This is a genomic window from Burkholderia mycopellens (assembly GCF_964265025.1).
Classification (GTDB): domain Bacteria; phylum Pseudomonadota; class Gammaproteobacteria; order Burkholderiales; family Burkholderiaceae; genus Burkholderia.
In genome coordinates this window covers 1,859,453-1,874,397 of sequence record NZ_OZ183802.1, presented here as the reverse complement: position 1 = coordinate 1,874,397, position 14,945 = coordinate 1,859,453, and the positions used below count along the sequence as shown (strand labels likewise).

Genomic DNA, 14,945 nt, shown 5'->3' with positions numbered 1-14,945 from the left:
CAGGATGAAGCGGCGGCCAGTATTGGCACGCCACCATGAAAATGGGCGGGACAGGCCCAAGCCTGCCCCGCCCATGAGCCGATGCGCGACGATTACAGCGTACGCGCGACTTCGGTCACTTCGAAGACTTCGAACTGGTCGCCTTCGATGACGTCGTTGAAGTTCTTCACCGACATACCGCACTCGAAGCCTTGCTTGACTTCCTTCACGTCGTCCTTGAAGCGCTTCAGCGATTCGAGTTCGCCCGTGAAGATCACGACGTTGTTGCGCAGCACGCGAACCGACGACGAGCGCTTGACGATACCGTCCGTGACCATACAGCCAGCGACCGTACCGACCTTCGGCACCTTGAACACCTGGCGCACCTCGACCATGCCGGTGATGACTTCGCGCTTCTCCGGCGCCAGCATGCCCGACATTGCCGCCTTCACTTCATCCACAGCGTCGTAGATGATGTTGTAGTAGCGGATGTCGATGCCGTTCGACTCGGCCAGCTTGCGCGCCTGTGCATCCGCACGCGTGTTGAAGCCGATGATGACGGCCTTCGATGCCGTTGCGAGGTTGACGTCGTTTTCGCTGATGCCACCCACCGCGCTGTGTACGATCTGCACGCGCACTTCGTCGGTCGACAGCTTGAGCAGCGACTGTACGAGTGCTTCCTGCGAGCCCTGCACGTCCGCCTTGATGATGAGCGGCAGGTTCTGCACTTCGCCTTCGCCCATCTGCTCGAGCATGCTTTCCAGCTTCGCGGCCTGCTGCTTCGCAAGCTTGACGTCGCGGAACTTGCCTTGACGGAACAGGGCGATTTCACGCGCCTTGCGCTCGTCCGGCAGCACGATCACTTCCTCGCCTGCACCCGGCACTTCCGACAGACCCTGGATTTCGACCGGGATCGACGGGCCAGCTTCCTTCGTCGGCTTGCCGTTCTCGTCGAGCATCGCACGCACGCGGCCGTAGGCCGTACCCGCCAGCACGATGTCGCCGCGATTCAGCGTACCGGACTGAACGAGGATCGTCGCGACCGGGCCCTTGCCCTTGTCGAGCTTCGCTTCGATCACGATGCCCTTGGCCGGCGCCTCGACCGGGGCCTTCAGTTCCAGCACTTCGGCCTGCAGCAGCACGTTCTCGAGCAGATCGTCGATGCCTGCGCCCGTCTTTGCCGACACCGGCACGAACGGCGAATCGCCACCGTATTCTTCCGGCACGACGCCTTCCGCGACCAGCTCCTGCTTGACGCGATCGGGGTTCGCTTCCGGCTTGTCGATCTTGTTGATCGCGACGACGATCGGCACGCCACCCGCCTTCGCGTGGGCGATTGCTTCCTTCGTCTGCGGCATCACGCCGTCGTCAGCGGCGACCACCAGCACCACGATGTCGGTCGCCTTCGCGCCGCGTGCACGCATTGCCGTAAACGCTTCGTGGCCCGGCGTATCGAGGAACGTGATGACGCCACGCGGCGTTTCGACGTGGTAAGCGCCGATATGCTGCGTAATGCCGCCCGCTTCGCCCGCGGCAACCTTCGCGCGACGGATATGGTCGAGAAGCGAGGTCTTGCCGTGGTCGACGTGGCCCATCACCGTGACGACCGGCGGACGCGGCAGTTGCTCTGCGTCAGTGCCGGTTTCGCCTTCGACGAGCAGCGCTTCCGGATCGTCCAGCTTCGCGGCAACCGCGCGGTGGCCCAGTTCCTCGACGACGATCATCGCCGTTTCCTGGTCCAGCACCTGGTTGATCGTGACCATCTGGCCCATCTTCATCATCACCTTGATGACTTCGGAGGCCTTGATCGACATCTTGTGCGCGAGATCGGCAACCGAAACGGTTTCCGGCACGTGCACTTCACGGACGATCGGCTCGGTCGGCGCCTGGAACGACGATGCGCTGTCCTGATGACGGCCGCGACCCTTCGGGCCGCCGCGCCAGCCGCGGTCGACGCCGCCGCTCGAATCGCCGCGCGTCTTGATGCCGCGACGCTTCGACGCGTCGTCCTGCCAGCCGCCCTTGCCTGCGCCCGGCTTCTTGTTGCGGTCGCCCGCGCCTGCCGGCGCCTGCGTCGTTGCCGGTGCCGCACCGGCCGGTTTCTTCACGGCCGGACGCGCCTGCGCACCTTCCGGCTTTGCCGGCTTGTGCAACGTGCCCTTCGCTTCGGCCGGCTTCGGCGGCTCGACCGGCTTCGGCGGCTCGACTGCCTTGACCACGGCCTTACGCGGCGTGTTCATCATTTCGCGAATCGCGCGCGCTTCGGCTTCCGCCGCCGCGCGGCGCTTGCTGATCTCTTCCTGCTCGGCGCGCGCCTTGTCCGCCGCCTCGCGGGCCGCGTCTTCAGCCTTCTTCGCCGCTTCGCGCTGCGCCGCACGTTCGGCGGCTGCGCGTGCTTCGTCCTGCGCGGACTGCGACTGCGTAGGCGCCGCTTCCTGCTCGGCTGCAGCGGCCTGCTGCGCGACCGCCTGCTGCTGTGCCGCCGCAGCTTCGGCCGCGGCACGCTTCGCCGCCGCCTCTTCCTCGGCGCGACGGCGCTCGGCTTCGGCCGCCTCCTCGCGGGCGCGGCGTTCCGCTTCCTCGCGCTCGAGGCGTTCCTGACGCTCGCGGAGTTCCTGCGCCTGCTTCTCGAGCAGCTCGGCCTCGCGGCGCGCCTCTTCCTCGCGACGCTTCAGTTCTGCATCGTCGTCCGCTTCGGCGACCTGCGCCTGACCCTGTTCCGCACCCTCGCTCACGTCGTCGCGCTTGACAAACGTACGCTTCTTGCGGACCTCGACCTGAATGGTGCGAGCCTTGCCCGTCGCGTCAGATTGCTTGATCTCCGACGTATGCTTGCGGGTCAGCGTGATCTTGCGCTTGTCGCCGTCGGTTGCGCCGTGCGACTTGCGCAAATGATCGAGCAGACGCGCCTTGTCCGTTTCGGACAGCGCATCGTCTTCACTCGCTTTCTGGACGCCCGCTGCCTGCAGCTGTTCGAGCAGCACACCAGCAGGCATTTTCAGTTCCGCGGCAAATTGGGCTACGTTGTTACTCGCCATTCATTCCTCTTAGTGCAAGGACCGATTCCTTGCGGTTAGCATCGGGTCAGGCCATACGGCCGCCATCAAATCAGTGCGCCATGGTCATTTCTCACTGGAACCAGTGTTCACGTGCTTTCATGATCAACGCCTTAGCGGCATCCTCTTCCATTCCGGTCATGTCGACCAATTCATCTACAGCCAGCTCGGCGAGATCGTCGCGCGTCTGCACGCCGTGTTCGGCCAGCTTCGCGAGCAACTCCGGCGTAATGCCGTCGAGGCTCTTGAGATCCAGCGCTGCGTTCTCGACCTTTTCTTCGTTCGCGATGGCCATCGTCAACAGCGCGTCGCGTGCGCGGTTGCGCAGTTCGTGCACGGTGTCCTCGTCGAACGCCTCGATTTCGAGCATTTCGTTGAGCGGCACGTACGCGATCTCTTCCAGGCTCGTGAAGCCTTCGTCGATCAGGATGTCGGCAACTTCTTCGTCGACGTCGAGACGCGCCATGAACAGCGCACGCAGCCGGTCGCGCTCTTCACCTTGCTTCAGGGCGGATTCGTCCGGCGTCATGATGTTGATCTGCCAGCCGGTCAGTTCGCCTGCAAGGCGAACGTTCTGACCGCTGCGGCCAATCGCGACAGCCAGCTCGTTCTCGTCGACGACGACGTCCATCGAGTGCTTTTCTTCATCGACGACAATCGACTGGACAGCTGCCGGCGCGAGCGCGCCGATCACGAACTGGGCGGGATCCTCCGACCATAGCACGATGTCGATGTTTTCGCCACCGAGCTCGTTGCGCACGGCCTGCACGCGGGAACCGCGGATGCCGACGCAGGTGCCGATCGGATCGATCCGCTTGTCGTATGCGATGACGCCGATCTTCGCGCGCACGCCCGGGTCGCGGGCAGCCGCCTTGATCTCGAGCAGACCCTGCTCGATTTCCGGCACTTCCATCTCGAACAGCTTCATCAGGAACTCGGGCGCCGTACGCGACAGCTCGATCTGCGGGCCGCGCGCGGTGCGGTCGACCTTCGCGATGTACGCGCGCACGCGGTCGCCCACGCGCAGGTTTTCCTTCGGGATCAGCTGGTCGCGGCGCAGCAGCGCCTCGACACGGCCCGATTCGACGATGAAGTTGCCCTTGTCGAGGCGCTTCACCGTACCCGTCATGATCTTTTCACCACGCTCGAGGTAGTCGTTCAGGATCTGCTCGCGCTCGGCGTCGCGCACCTTCTGCAGGATCACCTGCTTCGCGGCCTGCGCGCCGATGCGACCGAACTCGATCGACGGAACGGGTTCCTCGACATACTCGCCGACTTCGACGTCGGGCTTCTGCTCACGTGCTTCGAACAGCAGGATCTCGCGATCCGGCTCCTGCAAGCCTGCCTCGTCGGGCACGACGAGCCAGCGACGGAAGGTTTCGTGCTCGCCGCTTTCGCGATCGATATGGACGCGGATTTCGGCGCCTTCGTCGAACAGCTTCTTGGAAGCGGACGCGAGCGCAGCCTCGAGGGCGCCCAGCACCACATCCTTGTCGACGTTTTTCTCGCGCGCCAGCGCATCCACCAGCATCAACACTTCGCGACTCATTATTTGCGGCTCCTAAAGTCAACTTGCGGAATCAGGCGGGCTTTGTCGATATCGGCCAGCGTGAAATCCAGCATGGCCGCCTCGCCCTTCTTCCTCTCAAATTCCAAACCGATCGTTTCGCCATTCGGCGCGTGCAGAATGCCCCGGTACGTCTTGCGCCCGTCCAGCGGCTTTTTCAAGGTCACGGAAACTTCGCTGCCCGCGAAGCGCTCGAAGTCGGCCAGCTTCTTCAACGGGCGGTCGAGCCCCGGGGACGAGACTTCGAGCCGTTCGTAATCGATGTTTTCGACCGTCAAGACGTGCTGGAGCTGACGCGTGACCTTTTCGCAATCTTCAAGCGAGATGCCGGCAGGCTGATCGATATAGATGCAAAGCATGCCGCGCCCGGTGCGCTCGAGATCCACCAGCTCGTAGCCGAGCCCGGTGACCGTGGTTTCTATCAGTTCCGTCAGTTGCACTGTGTCCTCTCAGGTGTTCGCGCCCGCCGCTCGCGATTCACCCGCGGGCGCGCGCCTTAGCCGGCGCAGGAAGCGCTACCCGAGATGCCTAACCGTTTCAGCAAAAAAAAATGGGCGGAACGCCCATCTTCTTACTGGTGGTCGCACCTGAGCCGCACATTGAATCCGTACGCCCAGCGACTTCGCGATTATAGCGATTTTTGGCGCAAACGCCAAGCCAGCCGGTAAAAGCAGCGTGTCGGCTGCCTTTACGGGCCCAAAAATGCGAAATCGGGCTGCTCGATCAACCGGCGCGATCGACGCATGCCGGTAATCGGTCATGCCGGCGGCCATGCAGCACCGCGCGACATATATACAGTCGAAAGCAATAAACGCAATGCCTCGCGCCGACAAGACCGGCCGGATGCCGATCCGGCCGGCACGCCGACGGCCTTGCACCGCATGCCTGAATGCTCAGCGGCTACGCGTGCGGCTGCGCTGCGGACGCTGACCGCCGCGCGGGCCGCCGCCGTTGCCGGCGCCGTCGGCACGATTGCCGTTCGGGTTGCGATTACCACCGCCCTTGCTGCCGCCGCGCTTGGGGCCCGCGCTGTCGCGCTTGGGACCTGCACCATACGGCGCGCGGTTGCCGTCGACATCGCCACGGCCACCGCCAGCGCGATTGCCATCGCGCCCGCCTCCGCCTGCACGGTTGCCATCTCGACCGCCGCCGGCGCGATTGCCGTAGCCCGACGGCGCGACCGGCAGGCTGCCGTAGCCGCTCAGGCCCGGCAGGCCCGGCCCGCCGCGGCGACCACCGCCACGACGCGGCTGATCCAGCTGCCCGTGCGTCGTCAGCACCGGCTCACGGCTGATGAAGCCCATCGACGTCTGCATCGGATCGGGCTGGCGTCGCTCGGCCTGGCCGGCAGCGCCGCGCTTGCCCTTTTCCTCGGACGGCGCTTTCAGGCCGACGGTCGCCATCAGCTTGCGCACTTGCGTGTCGTCCAACTCTTCCCAGCGACCGCGCTTCAGGCCGCGCGGCAGCGGAATCGGGCCGTGACGCGTACGGATCAGGCGGCTCACCATCAGGCCGACCGCCTCGAACATCCGGCGCACTTCGCGGTTGCGGCCTTCGGCCAGCGCAACGTGATACCAGTGGTTCGTGCCTTCGCCGCCGCCGTCGCGGATGCGCAGGAAGTTCGCCGGGCCGTCATCGAGCTCGACGCCGTGCAGCAGCTTTTGCCGCATGCCTTCGGCCAGCTCGCCGACGACGCGCACCGCGTACTCGCGCTCGACGCTGTAGCGCGGGTGCATGAAGCGGTTTGCAAGATCGCCCGAAGTCGTCAGCATCAGCAGACCTTCGGTATTGAAGTCGAGGCGGCCCACCGCGAGCCATTTCGCCGTCTTCATCGGCGGCAGGCGGTCGAACACCGACGGACGGCCCTCCGGATCCGCATGGCTGACGATCTCGCCCGTCGGCTTGTGGTACAGCAGCACGCGCGGCGGCTTGTTCGGCAGCTTGCGCTTGACCGGCTTGCCGTTGATCCGCACCTGGTCGGTCGGCATGATGCGCTGGCCGATGTGCGCCGGCTCACCGTTCACCGATACGCGGCCGGCAACGATCAGTTCTTCCATTTCACGGCGCGAGCCCATGCCCGCTTCCGCCAGCACCTTGTGAAGCTTCGGCGCGTCGTCGTCAGGCGACAGCACGCGCTTGTTCGCCGGCTGGTTGCGGCCGCGACGCAGCATCGGCGCGCGCACGCCGCTACCGCCCGCGGAGTTGTCAGCGTCGAATGCCGGCGACGTCACGTAGGCGAACAGTTCGTCCTGGGACGCATCGCCGCCTTCCACCTTCGCCGCACCGCTTTCAGCCTTCGATGCACCACCGCGACGGCTCTGGCTGCCCTGGGACTTGGCCGCAGCACCTTCGCGCTTGGGGGCCGGCTTGCGAGCCCCCTTGGCCGCACCTTCCTTGCGCGGTGCACGCACCGGCTGCTGCGCTTCGGCGGCTTCGGCCGGCTGCGCATCAGCGCCTTCGCCGCCCTGCGGCTCGCCGTCGGCGCCCTTCGACTTGGCCGCCGCGCGACGCCGCGCGATCAGGCTGCGCGGGCCTCGCCGCAGACCGCGGCGGGGACGCTCGTCGCCACCCTCGGCCGAAGCGCCCTGCTCCGGTGCATCGTCGGCACGCGCCGCCTGCACGGCAGGCGCGGACGATTCAATATCGTGGATATCTGTCAAAACAACCTCAAAATGTCAGGTCTCGCGCCCGGCGCGGGCGCGGCAAGAAGTTGGCCGCGATCAGGCGCGACGCTGTTCGGGTTCTGCTTCGTCGTCAGGCAGCGCGTCGGCACCGATGGGTGCACTGGCGCTTCGTACGGCATCGGCGAGACTGTCGGACGTGTCGTCCAGCATCTCGTCGTCCGCAGGACGGGAACGGGGGGCGTCGGCCTGGCCAGCCTCGCCAGGCATGTCGCCGGCCGCTTCCGCTCCGTCTCCGGCAACCGCTTCGGCAGCCGGCTTGCGATCTTCCTCGCTCCAATCCGCGCGCAGCGGCTCGGGCTGCACACCGGCTGGCACTGCTTCGGCGCCAGCCTGTTCGATTTGTTCCGTTTGCCCGCGATCAGTATCGAGCGTATCGCGGCTCGCGATTTCGTGCGTCGACGCGACGTCCGCCGCGGGATCATCCGGCAATCCTGCCGATTGACCGGCGAATGCCTCATCCGTTTGCGGCGCGTCGCCCGCTGCGTCGCCTGCGACCGCCATGCCCTCGTCGAAATCCATCGCCTGCTGCGCAAGCAGCGCGGCCTCGATGTTCGCGGCCGGCTCTTCGAGCGCAGGCAGGTCATCGAGCGCCTTCAGGCCGAGGTCGTCGAGGAACTGCTTGGTCGTCGCATACAGCGCCGGGCGCCCCGGAACATCACGATGACCGATCACTTCGATCCAGCCGCGATCCTCGAGTTGCTTGACCACCTGCGTATTGACCGTCACGCCGCGAATCTCTTCGATGTCGCCGCGCGTGACGGGCTGCCGGTATGCGATGATCGCGAGCGTTTCGAGCACCGCACGCGAATACTTCGGCGGCTTCTCGGGATGCAGGCGATCCAGATAGTGACGCATCGCCGGCTTGCTCTGGAAACGCCATCCGGTTGCGAGCGCCACCAGCTCGACGCCGCGGCCGGACCAATCCTGTTTCAGATCTTCGAGCAACGTGCGGACCGTGTCAGCCGACACGCCGTCGGCAAAGAGCTTGCGCAAATCGCCGAGTTTCAGCGGTTCCTGCGCGCAGATCAAAGCAGTCTCGAGGACGATCTTCGCCTCTTGGGTATTCATGCAGCTAGGCCAGACCCTGTGGTCAAACGAACCGGATCAACAAACAGACGAAAGGAACGGAAGACGCGCTCGCCCGATTCTGATCGGTCATATTGATGGGAGCACGAACCGGGGGCGGCGAACCAACTTCAGGCCAGGCCCAAACCGGACGGAACAGCACGGCTCAACGACGGAACCGCGTGACTGAGCGCCATATTACGCAAAATTGCCCGGTGCGTAAAGATGAGCCGAACGAGCCGCCGCCAGCGCGTCGCGTCCGCTCCGGCCCCGCTTCAGCGGACAGCTGCGCCGAGTGCGAGGAAACGCTGCAACCGCTCGACACCCGCGTCGAGTCGTGCCGGATCGCAAGCGTAGCACCAGCGCACGAACCCTTCCCCCTCCTGGCCGAACGCCCGCCCGGGTGCAAGACCGAGCCCCGCCTCGCGCACCAGCGTCTTGCAGAACGCAAGACTGTCTGACGCGCCCGGGAGGCGCAGAAACAGGTACATCGCGCCCGACGGAGGCGGCACCTCGACACCCGGCAGGGTATGCAGCGCGGCAACCAGGTGATCGCGCGCATCGCGCAGCGCCGCGACGAACGACCGCACGAACGGTTCGCCATCGCGCAGTGCGACTTCCCCCGCTGCCTGCACGAAGCCCGGCGCACATGACGTGTTGTATTCGACGAGCTTCGCCAGGTCAGCCATCACCGCCGCGGGCGCGATGAGCCACCCCAGGCGCCAGCCCGTCATCGCCCACGCTTTCGAAAACGAATTCACGACCACGACCCGCTCGTCGCGCGATGCGATGTCGAGGAACGACGGCGCGCCGCCCGCGCCAATTGCATCGAAAGCGAGCCGCTCGTACACCTCGTCGGCAACCAGCCAGATGCCGTGGCGACGGCAATGGGCGAGCACGGCTTGCTGGTCGTCGCGCGACATCGTCCAGCCGGTCGGATTATTCGGCGAGTTGATCAGCAGCATCCGCGTATCGGGCGTCAGCGCCGCAAGCAACCGCCCGACGTCGAGCTGCCAGCCCGCAGCGTCATAGCCGAGCGGGACGCATTCCATCCGAGCCCCAAGGATCTTCGGGATCTCGACGAGATTCGGCCACAGCGGCGTGACCGCAACGACGCGTTCGCCCGCACCGACCAGCATCTGCGCGGCCAGCATCAACGCGCTCACGCCCGAACTCGTCACGGCCACGGTGTCGGCCGTCGTTACACCGTGACGAGCGCTGACATAGGTCGCGATCGCGTCGCGCAGCGGCGCAGTGCCGAGGTTGTGCGTGTAGAAGGTCGCGCCATCGCGCAACGCCGCCGCCGCGGCGTCGCGGATGAAGTCCGGCGTCACGCGATCGGATTCGCCGAACCAGAACGGCAGCATGTCCGGCACGCCAAAGCCGGCGTTTGCCACCTCCCGGATCAGCGACGGACGCAACGCGTGCACTGCGTCGCGTGCCGCAGGCGCGCCGGGCACCGGAAAAGACTCTGCGAAATGCGCCATCGAGAACCACCTTCGAGGAACACGATCCGCGTAGTGTACCGGCCCCTAAGCCGGACTGGCGCGCGTCGGAGCGCGTCAGTCGAGATCCTCCGCCCTCGCAGGCATCTGCCGCACGAGTTCCCAGATCGCCTGCGCAGCGGGCGACAACGACCGGTCGCGGCGGCGCACGAGTTCGACCGTACGCTCGGTGCGTGGCGTGAGCGGCCGCGCGACGAGCGTCGAGCCGGCCGGAAGCGGCAGCGACAGCCACGGCTGCACACTCACGCCGACGCCGGCCTCGACGAGTCCGAATACGGTCGCCGAATGCCCAAGCTCCTGCATGACCGTCGCGTTGACGCGATGGGCGGCCAGCGCGGCATCGATCAGAGGCCGGCTTCCCGACGCATGATCGAGGAGCACGAGGCGCTCGCCGTCCAGCGCCGTCCAGGGCACCTCGGCACGCGCCGCGAGCGGATGGTCGGCGCGCGCGACCAGGCAGAAGGAATCGGTCATCAGCGATTCGCAGACCAGATCGGCCACCGTGAGCGGCCCGATCACGACACCGAAGTCGACCTCGCTCGACTTCACCTTGCGCAACACGTCGCTCTGCACGTCGTCGCGCAATCCGAGCGTCACGAACGGAAACTGGCGCTCGCACGATGCAACCACGCGCGGCATCAGCCGGCACGCAATCGTCGGGCTTGCTGCGACGATCACGCGCCCGCGGCGCTGCTCGCCGATCTCGCGAATCTCTCGCAGCGTGTCGTCGAGATCGTCGAGCAGACGCGACACGCTCGCGATCAGGTTCGCACCAACATCGGTCAATTGCACGTCGCGCGTCGTGCGGTCGATCAGCTTTAATCCGAGCTCGGCCTCGAGCTCGCGCACGCAGCGGCTGACCGCAGACTGCGTGAGCCCGATCTCGCCACCCGCGCGGCTGAAGCTCTTGAGCCGCGCGACCTCGATGAAGACGCGAAGCTGGCGCAGCGTGACGTTCATTTCCTGACCTCATCAATCGTCGATATCGATGCGCGATTTTAATGCGCGAATCCGGCGTCGATGTACGAATCAGGCACCTGCCCCACATGTTTCGCTGCGGTGCAATACATCCGCGAACGCACGTGGTGCGGGCGAACTGCACAAGATTGGTGATTGTCCCGATTTGCTGGTGGGTTATTTTGGCGTCTTATACGCCCCTAGCTGACTTAGCCGTTAGCTCGCTGCCAAGCGGCTCTCGAGGGAATTACCTCCGACATGGCACGCTTCGTGCATTACCTGACGCACAGGGCGCAGGTTTCGTCGGACGGAAGAGCAGAAACGCCGCTGCCGGCCAACCGGACGCCCCCACCCGGCACTCGACGATCGAGTGCTTGAAGAGTGCGCGGCGCAGGGCAGCGCACCGGAGTTAGCTTCGCTGAGGTGAGGACATGATGCTGTTCGACGATTTGAGAGATAACGAGTGGGCGCTGGTCGAGGGTCTGTTTTGCTCGGAACCCGCACGGAGTGAGCGGCGCGGCCGCCCCCGGGTGGAAGCCCGCTCGGTGGTGAACGCCGTGCTGTGGGTGCTGTCGACCGGAGAAGGCTGGTCGAAGCTGCCGGGCCGCTATCCGTCGCCGCCGACTTGCCGCCGTCGCTTCGACGAATGGCAGGCCGACGGCACGCTCGCCGAAATCGTGAAGCGACTCGGCACGAGCGGTCGGCAGATCTCCCTGCGCGGGCGCATCGGCGCAAGCGCTGCGAAGCCGCCTGCACCGCCGAGCCGCGACCGGCTGCGCGGCGCCTTCTGGACCAACCCGGAATCCTGGCGTGCGCCCGTGAAGATGGCGTAACGAATGCTCGATCGGGCGGCCTCGGCCGCCCGGTTTCTTTCTGCGACGCGACTTGCTCGCGACGCCCGCGTTGCCGTCGATTACCGTTGTCGTGCCGCGATACATCTATTTACCAATATTTACAGCAAGCCTGCACTCCCGCGCTTACCTTAGCGACATATCAACAGGCCGCGTCGACGGCTTGAAGGGAGCCCCGCCATGAAACCAATGTCACTGCTCGTTGCATGCGGCATTGTCATTTCCCTGGCGTTGTCCGCTCCAGCCCATGCCGACGATCGCGCGAAGCCACCCCATCGCCAGCAGGATCACCGGAACACGCTCCGCCAGCCGCCGTCCGCCAACCCGCCCAGCCGGCAGACCGTGCCGCGTGGCGACCTGCGCGGCGACATCGCCAGCAATGCGCGAGCGCGTATCGGCTCGCAGCCGTCCGACGTACCGCGTCATCCGTAGTCCTGCCAATTTCGGGATTTCGCCCAAGAAAATACCCGCGGCCGGGAACTGCGCCGCACGCGACGAGTCACAACGTTGCCATGAGCACAGCGTGGCAACAGCAAAAGTATCCGGTACGCCCGTATCCTCGCGATACGGGCTTTTTTTTGGGTGTCGCCAGCCGCATGGCGATGCGGGCGGCGGGATGATCGGCCGCTACAGGCGGCTTTCGAGAATCGCCACGGCACTCGCTTCGCTCAATGCGTAGTCGGCCATGCGGCGATCTGTCCAGGAAAGTAATTTCTCGTCGCGCTCGAGGCGCGAGAATTCGGCTCGACCGCTTTCGGTCAGCACGGCAATGTCGACCGGTGCATGGAAGCCCGGCGCTGGAGCAACGGTTTTCTGCCTGACCGTGTCCATCAGCCCGAGCGAACGGAGATACTCGAACACGCCCGGGCGGCGCGCCCACGGTACCTGGCGGTACTGCACTCGTCTCAATGCGTCGAGCACCGCTTCATTGGAATACGTGGCCATCTCGATTCTTTCTTAAAGTGCAGCGACAATGCGAAGCGGCGCGCCGGGCGGCGTCACCGCCCGCCGATACCGCCACCGATTCTGGGGGCCGACGTTCGGCGTCGCGTCAGGGCCGGATCGTCAGCCGTCCATAAAAAGACACCATACCCCAATCAAATTGATTCTGTTCGATTCATTTGTACTTCTCTTCATCTGTTTCATGCTCTGCCGCAAGCGGCGACGAATCATCTCGATCGCCGCCGTTGCGCTGCTCTGGCTGCTCGCGACGGGCTGGCTCGCCGCGCCGCTGATCGCCTGGAGCGAGGCAGGCGTCGTACCCGTCGAGCACCCGGACATGCACGGACGGACCACACTGATACTCATCGGCGCCGGAACGAAGCGCACCGACTCCGGGCTGCAGCCGCCACCCGATGGAGCCGCCCGCATCCACAAGATCGCCGCGCTCTACCGCACCTGCCGGCAGCAGGCCGAGCGCTGCACCGTGGTAATGTCGGGCGGCGACCCGCAGAATCACGGCGAAACCGAGGCTGCCGTATACGGGCGCCAACTCGTCGCCGAAGGCGTCGCGCCCGCGGATCTCGTTCTGGAACCGGATAGCCGCACAACCTACGAAAACGCGAAATTCACTGCATCTATACTACGCTCACAGTATGACGACGCACGCATTCTCGTCACTTCGTCATACCAGATGCGCCGCGCATTGCTCGATTTCCACCGTTTCGGGATCGATCCTCAACCCGTCTATGCGAATCGCCGACGCGCTCAAACGGGTTGGCGGCCGCGCTGGCTCAATGTGGTCAATGCCGAGCAAGCGCTGCACGAACTGGTCGGCATCGCTCAGTTCCATGTCTATCGATGGCTTGGATGGTTCTGACCGCTGCTGCGGGGAAACCTGAGCGGAAATGACTGCGGCGGCTACGATGGCAGGCGCGTGACGAAGTGCGTGAAGTGTTGCGCGACTTCAACGGGACCTTGCGCCGCGCCACGATCCGATGCACATTGATCCGTCACTTTTGTTACACTCGACACGCACTCGATTGCAGTCGCCAGACAAAACGGCAACACTCGGGTTCATCACCACTTAGCGGAGGTAAAGCAATGAAGAAGACGTCCCTGGCTATCCTGGTAGCGATGTCGGCGCTGACTGGCGCAGCGTATGCGCAAGAGAGCACGGAAATCAAGACGATTACCGATCCGGCCAAGATCTCCGAGATCGAGCAGCGCGCACAGGCACTGCAACAGCAGCAAGCGGCTGAAGCCGCACAGCCGGCGATGCAGGAAGAGCATCATCATCACCACGGCAAGAAGGCTGCTCACCACAAGGCTGCCGCGAAGAAGGCTGCCAAGGCCGCAGACGCTGCCAGCCAGTAAGTTCGGCGGTACCGCACAAGCGAAAAGCCGAATCCGGGCAACCGGGTTCGGCTTTTTTGGTTGCGGTGCCCGTGCGCTGTGCTAAAGTCGCGCACCGAAATTTTCCACCCGTGCGCACCCCGGTGCGGAGGACAGCATGAGCAACATTCAACTCGACATCGAGTGGACCGAAGCAGCCACTCGCCAGATCAAGCAACTGATGCCCCGCGGCTCGGCTGACGCGTTCCTCGCGCTGCCGCCGATCGAGTGCCTGCCGATGGAGGGCGACGTGCTTTTCCTCGGCCCGCAAGGCAAGCAGCAACCGTTCATCGTCGCAGAGCGCCAGTACCATCACGACGGCGACGCCGACTGGACGATCATCCTGATCCTCGACGTACCCAACACGTCGCACTGATGCACCCCGCGACCGGACACGTCCGGTCGCCCCACCCGGCTCAAACGAGCTTCGACAGCACGCGGATTTCGGAACGCTCGATCCAGTCCGCGGCCGCTTCGCGATAAGCGAGAATGTGCGCGGAACGCGCATGCGCAGCCAGCGCCTCCTCGCTTTCCCAGCGCTCAATGAATACGAACCGCGCGGGCTCCCTCAAGTCCCGATGCAGGTCGTACTGCAATGCCCCTGCTTCGTTGCGGGTCGGCTCGACGATCCCTTCGAGCTGGGCGCGCAACTTCTCCTCGGCGCCCGGTTTCGCCACGATCAGCGCCACGACTGCAATTTCCGCCATTCCCGCCTCCTTCCTCTGGAAAAGCACGAGAATACGCGCATCACGTATCGGCTGCGCCGGCACCGCACCGCCGGAGGCCCCAAAAAAATAGCCCGCGCTTCAGAGAAGCGCGGGCGAAACCGTCGCCCTACGAGGATAGGCGACGGGGCCATCGAGATCCGCACGCTGGCGCGGATCGTCATCAGTTGCGCCGACGCTCGTCGCGTCGACATTCGAGGACGTAGATACCGTTGATCGGGC

Annotated in this window: 13 protein-coding genes and 1 pseudogene; 5 read left to right on the top strand and 9 right to left on the bottom strand. The window is 65.1% G+C overall.

The window, feature by feature from the left end:
• Positions 1-92: 92 nt before the first annotated feature.
• The 7 genes from infB to ACPTTC_RS08630 all read right to left on the bottom strand — a co-directional run bounded on the left by infB (position 93) and on the right by ACPTTC_RS08630 (position 10,816).
• Positions 93-3,017, bottom strand: coding sequence for a translation initiation factor IF-2 (gene infB, locus ACPTTC_RS08660; protein ID WP_423392202.1), 2,925 nt, complete (start codon positions 3,015-3,017; stop codon positions 93-95).
• A gap of 91 nt (positions 3,018-3,108) precedes the next feature.
• Positions 3,109-4,584 (bottom strand): transcription termination factor NusA, encoded by a 1,476-nt coding sequence (nusA, locus tag ACPTTC_RS08655; protein WP_006476166.1) that lies wholly within the window; start codon positions 4,582-4,584, stop codon positions 3,109-3,111.
• The gene (gene rimP, locus ACPTTC_RS08650; protein ID WP_014897219.1) at positions 4,584-5,042 is read right to left on the bottom strand and encodes a ribosome maturation factor RimP; all 459 of its coding nucleotides are present in this window, start codon (positions 5,040-5,042) and stop codon (positions 4,584-4,586) included. Before rimP ends, nusA begins: the two co-directional genes overlap by 1 nt.
• A 453-nt stretch (positions 5,043-5,495) precedes the next feature.
• Positions 5,496-7,262, bottom strand: a complete 1,767-nt coding sequence (gene rluB, locus ACPTTC_RS08645; protein WP_423392201.1) for a 23S rRNA pseudouridine(2605) synthase RluB — start codon at positions 7,260-7,262, stop codon at positions 5,496-5,498.
• A 60-nt stretch (positions 7,263-7,322) separates the two neighbouring features.
• Complete coding sequence (scpB, locus tag ACPTTC_RS08640; RefSeq protein ID WP_423392200.1) at positions 7,323-8,354, bottom strand: SMC-Scp complex subunit ScpB; 1,032 nt, start codon at positions 8,352-8,354, stop codon at positions 7,323-7,325.
• A gap of 272 nt (positions 8,355-8,626) precedes the next feature.
• A complete protein-coding gene (locus tag ACPTTC_RS08635) occupies positions 8,627-9,838 on the bottom strand; it encodes a pyridoxal phosphate-dependent aminotransferase (protein WP_423392199.1) in 1,212 nt (403 codons plus the stop codon).
• Between the two features lie 75 nt (positions 9,839-9,913).
• Positions 9,914-10,816, bottom strand: coding sequence for a LysR family transcriptional regulator (locus ACPTTC_RS08630; RefSeq protein WP_089450360.1), 903 nt, complete (start codon positions 10,814-10,816; stop codon positions 9,914-9,916).
• 431 nt (positions 10,817-11,247) lie between these two features.
• Here ACPTTC_RS08630 and ACPTTC_RS08625 point away from each other — a divergent pair.
• Both ACPTTC_RS08625 and ACPTTC_RS08620 read left to right on the top strand, forming a co-directional pair.
• A pseudogene (locus ACPTTC_RS08625) lies at positions 11,248-11,643 on the top strand (transposase); the annotation flags it as partial.
• 201 nt (positions 11,644-11,844) lie between these two features.
• Entirely contained in the window at positions 11,845-12,096 is a 252-nt protein-coding gene (locus ACPTTC_RS08620; RefSeq protein ID WP_226198110.1) for a hypothetical protein, read from the top strand.
• A gap of 195 nt (positions 12,097-12,291) precedes the next feature.
• Here ACPTTC_RS08620 and ACPTTC_RS08615 read toward each other — a convergent pair whose 3' ends face one another.
• Positions 12,292-12,609, bottom strand: a complete 318-nt coding sequence (locus ACPTTC_RS08615) for a hypothetical protein (protein ID WP_011351791.1) — start codon at positions 12,607-12,609, stop codon at positions 12,292-12,294.
• A gap of 157 nt (positions 12,610-12,766) precedes the next feature.
• Between ACPTTC_RS08615 and ACPTTC_RS08610 the strand changes: the two genes are divergently transcribed.
• The 3 genes from ACPTTC_RS08610 (at position 12,767) to ACPTTC_RS08600 (ending at position 14,374) form a co-directional block, all read left to right on the top strand.
• Positions 12,767-13,483, top strand: a complete 717-nt coding sequence (locus tag ACPTTC_RS08610) for a YdcF family protein (RefSeq protein ID WP_423392198.1) — start codon at positions 12,767-12,769, stop codon at positions 13,481-13,483.
• 224 nt (positions 13,484-13,707) lie between these two features.
• Positions 13,708-13,980: a hypothetical protein gene (locus tag ACPTTC_RS08605; RefSeq protein ID WP_175952958.1), complete on the top strand. Its 273-nt coding sequence runs from the start codon at positions 13,708-13,710 to the stop codon at positions 13,978-13,980.
• 136 nt (positions 13,981-14,116) lie between these two features.
• Positions 14,117-14,374 carry a hypothetical protein gene (locus ACPTTC_RS08600; protein WP_021162409.1) on the top strand — a complete coding sequence of 86 codons (258 nt, stop codon included), beginning with the start codon at positions 14,117-14,119 and terminating at the stop codon, positions 14,372-14,374.
• 40 nt (positions 14,375-14,414) lie between these two features.
• Here the strand turns inward: ACPTTC_RS08600 and ACPTTC_RS08595 are convergent, their stop codons facing one another.
• The gene (locus ACPTTC_RS08595; protein ID WP_226198108.1) at positions 14,415-14,705 is read right to left on the bottom strand and encodes a putative quinol monooxygenase; all 291 of its coding nucleotides are present in this window, start codon (positions 14,703-14,705) and stop codon (positions 14,415-14,417) included.
• Positions 14,706-14,945 lie beyond the last annotated feature (240 nt).

Bases quoted from the DNA above. Each gene is read 5' to 3' on its own strand.
- infB (WP_423392202.1), bottom strand. From the start codon at position 3,017: ATGGCGAGTAACAACGTAGCCCAATTTGCCGCGGAACTGAAAATGCCT.
- nusA (WP_006476166.1), bottom strand. From the start codon at position 4,584: ATGAGTCGCGAAGTGTTGATGCTGGTGGATGCGCTGGCGCGCGAGAAA.
- scpB (WP_423392200.1), bottom strand. From the start codon at position 8,354: ATGAATACCCAAGAGGCGAAGATCGTCCTCGAGACTGCTTTGATCTGC.
- ACPTTC_RS08635 (WP_423392199.1), bottom strand. From the start codon at position 9,838: ATGGCGCATTTCGCAGAGTCTTTTCCGGTGCCCGGCGCGCCTGCGGCA.
- ACPTTC_RS08630 (WP_089450360.1), bottom strand. From the start codon at position 10,816: ATGAACGTCACGCTGCGCCAGCTTCGCGTCTTCATCGAGGTCGCGCGG.
- ACPTTC_RS08620 (WP_226198110.1), top strand. From the start codon at position 11,845: ATGAAACCAATGTCACTGCTCGTTGCATGCGGCATTGTCATTTCCCTG.
- ACPTTC_RS08615 (WP_011351791.1), bottom strand. From the start codon at position 12,609: ATGGCCACGTATTCCAATGAAGCGGTGCTCGACGCATTGAGACGAGTG.
- ACPTTC_RS08605 (WP_175952958.1), top strand. From the start codon at position 13,708: ATGAAGAAGACGTCCCTGGCTATCCTGGTAGCGATGTCGGCGCTGACT.
- ACPTTC_RS08600 (WP_021162409.1), top strand. From the start codon at position 14,117: ATGAGCAACATTCAACTCGACATCGAGTGGACCGAAGCAGCCACTCGC.
- ACPTTC_RS08595 (WP_226198108.1), bottom strand. From the start codon at position 14,705: ATGGCGGAAATTGCAGTCGTGGCGCTGATCGTGGCGAAACCGGGCGCC.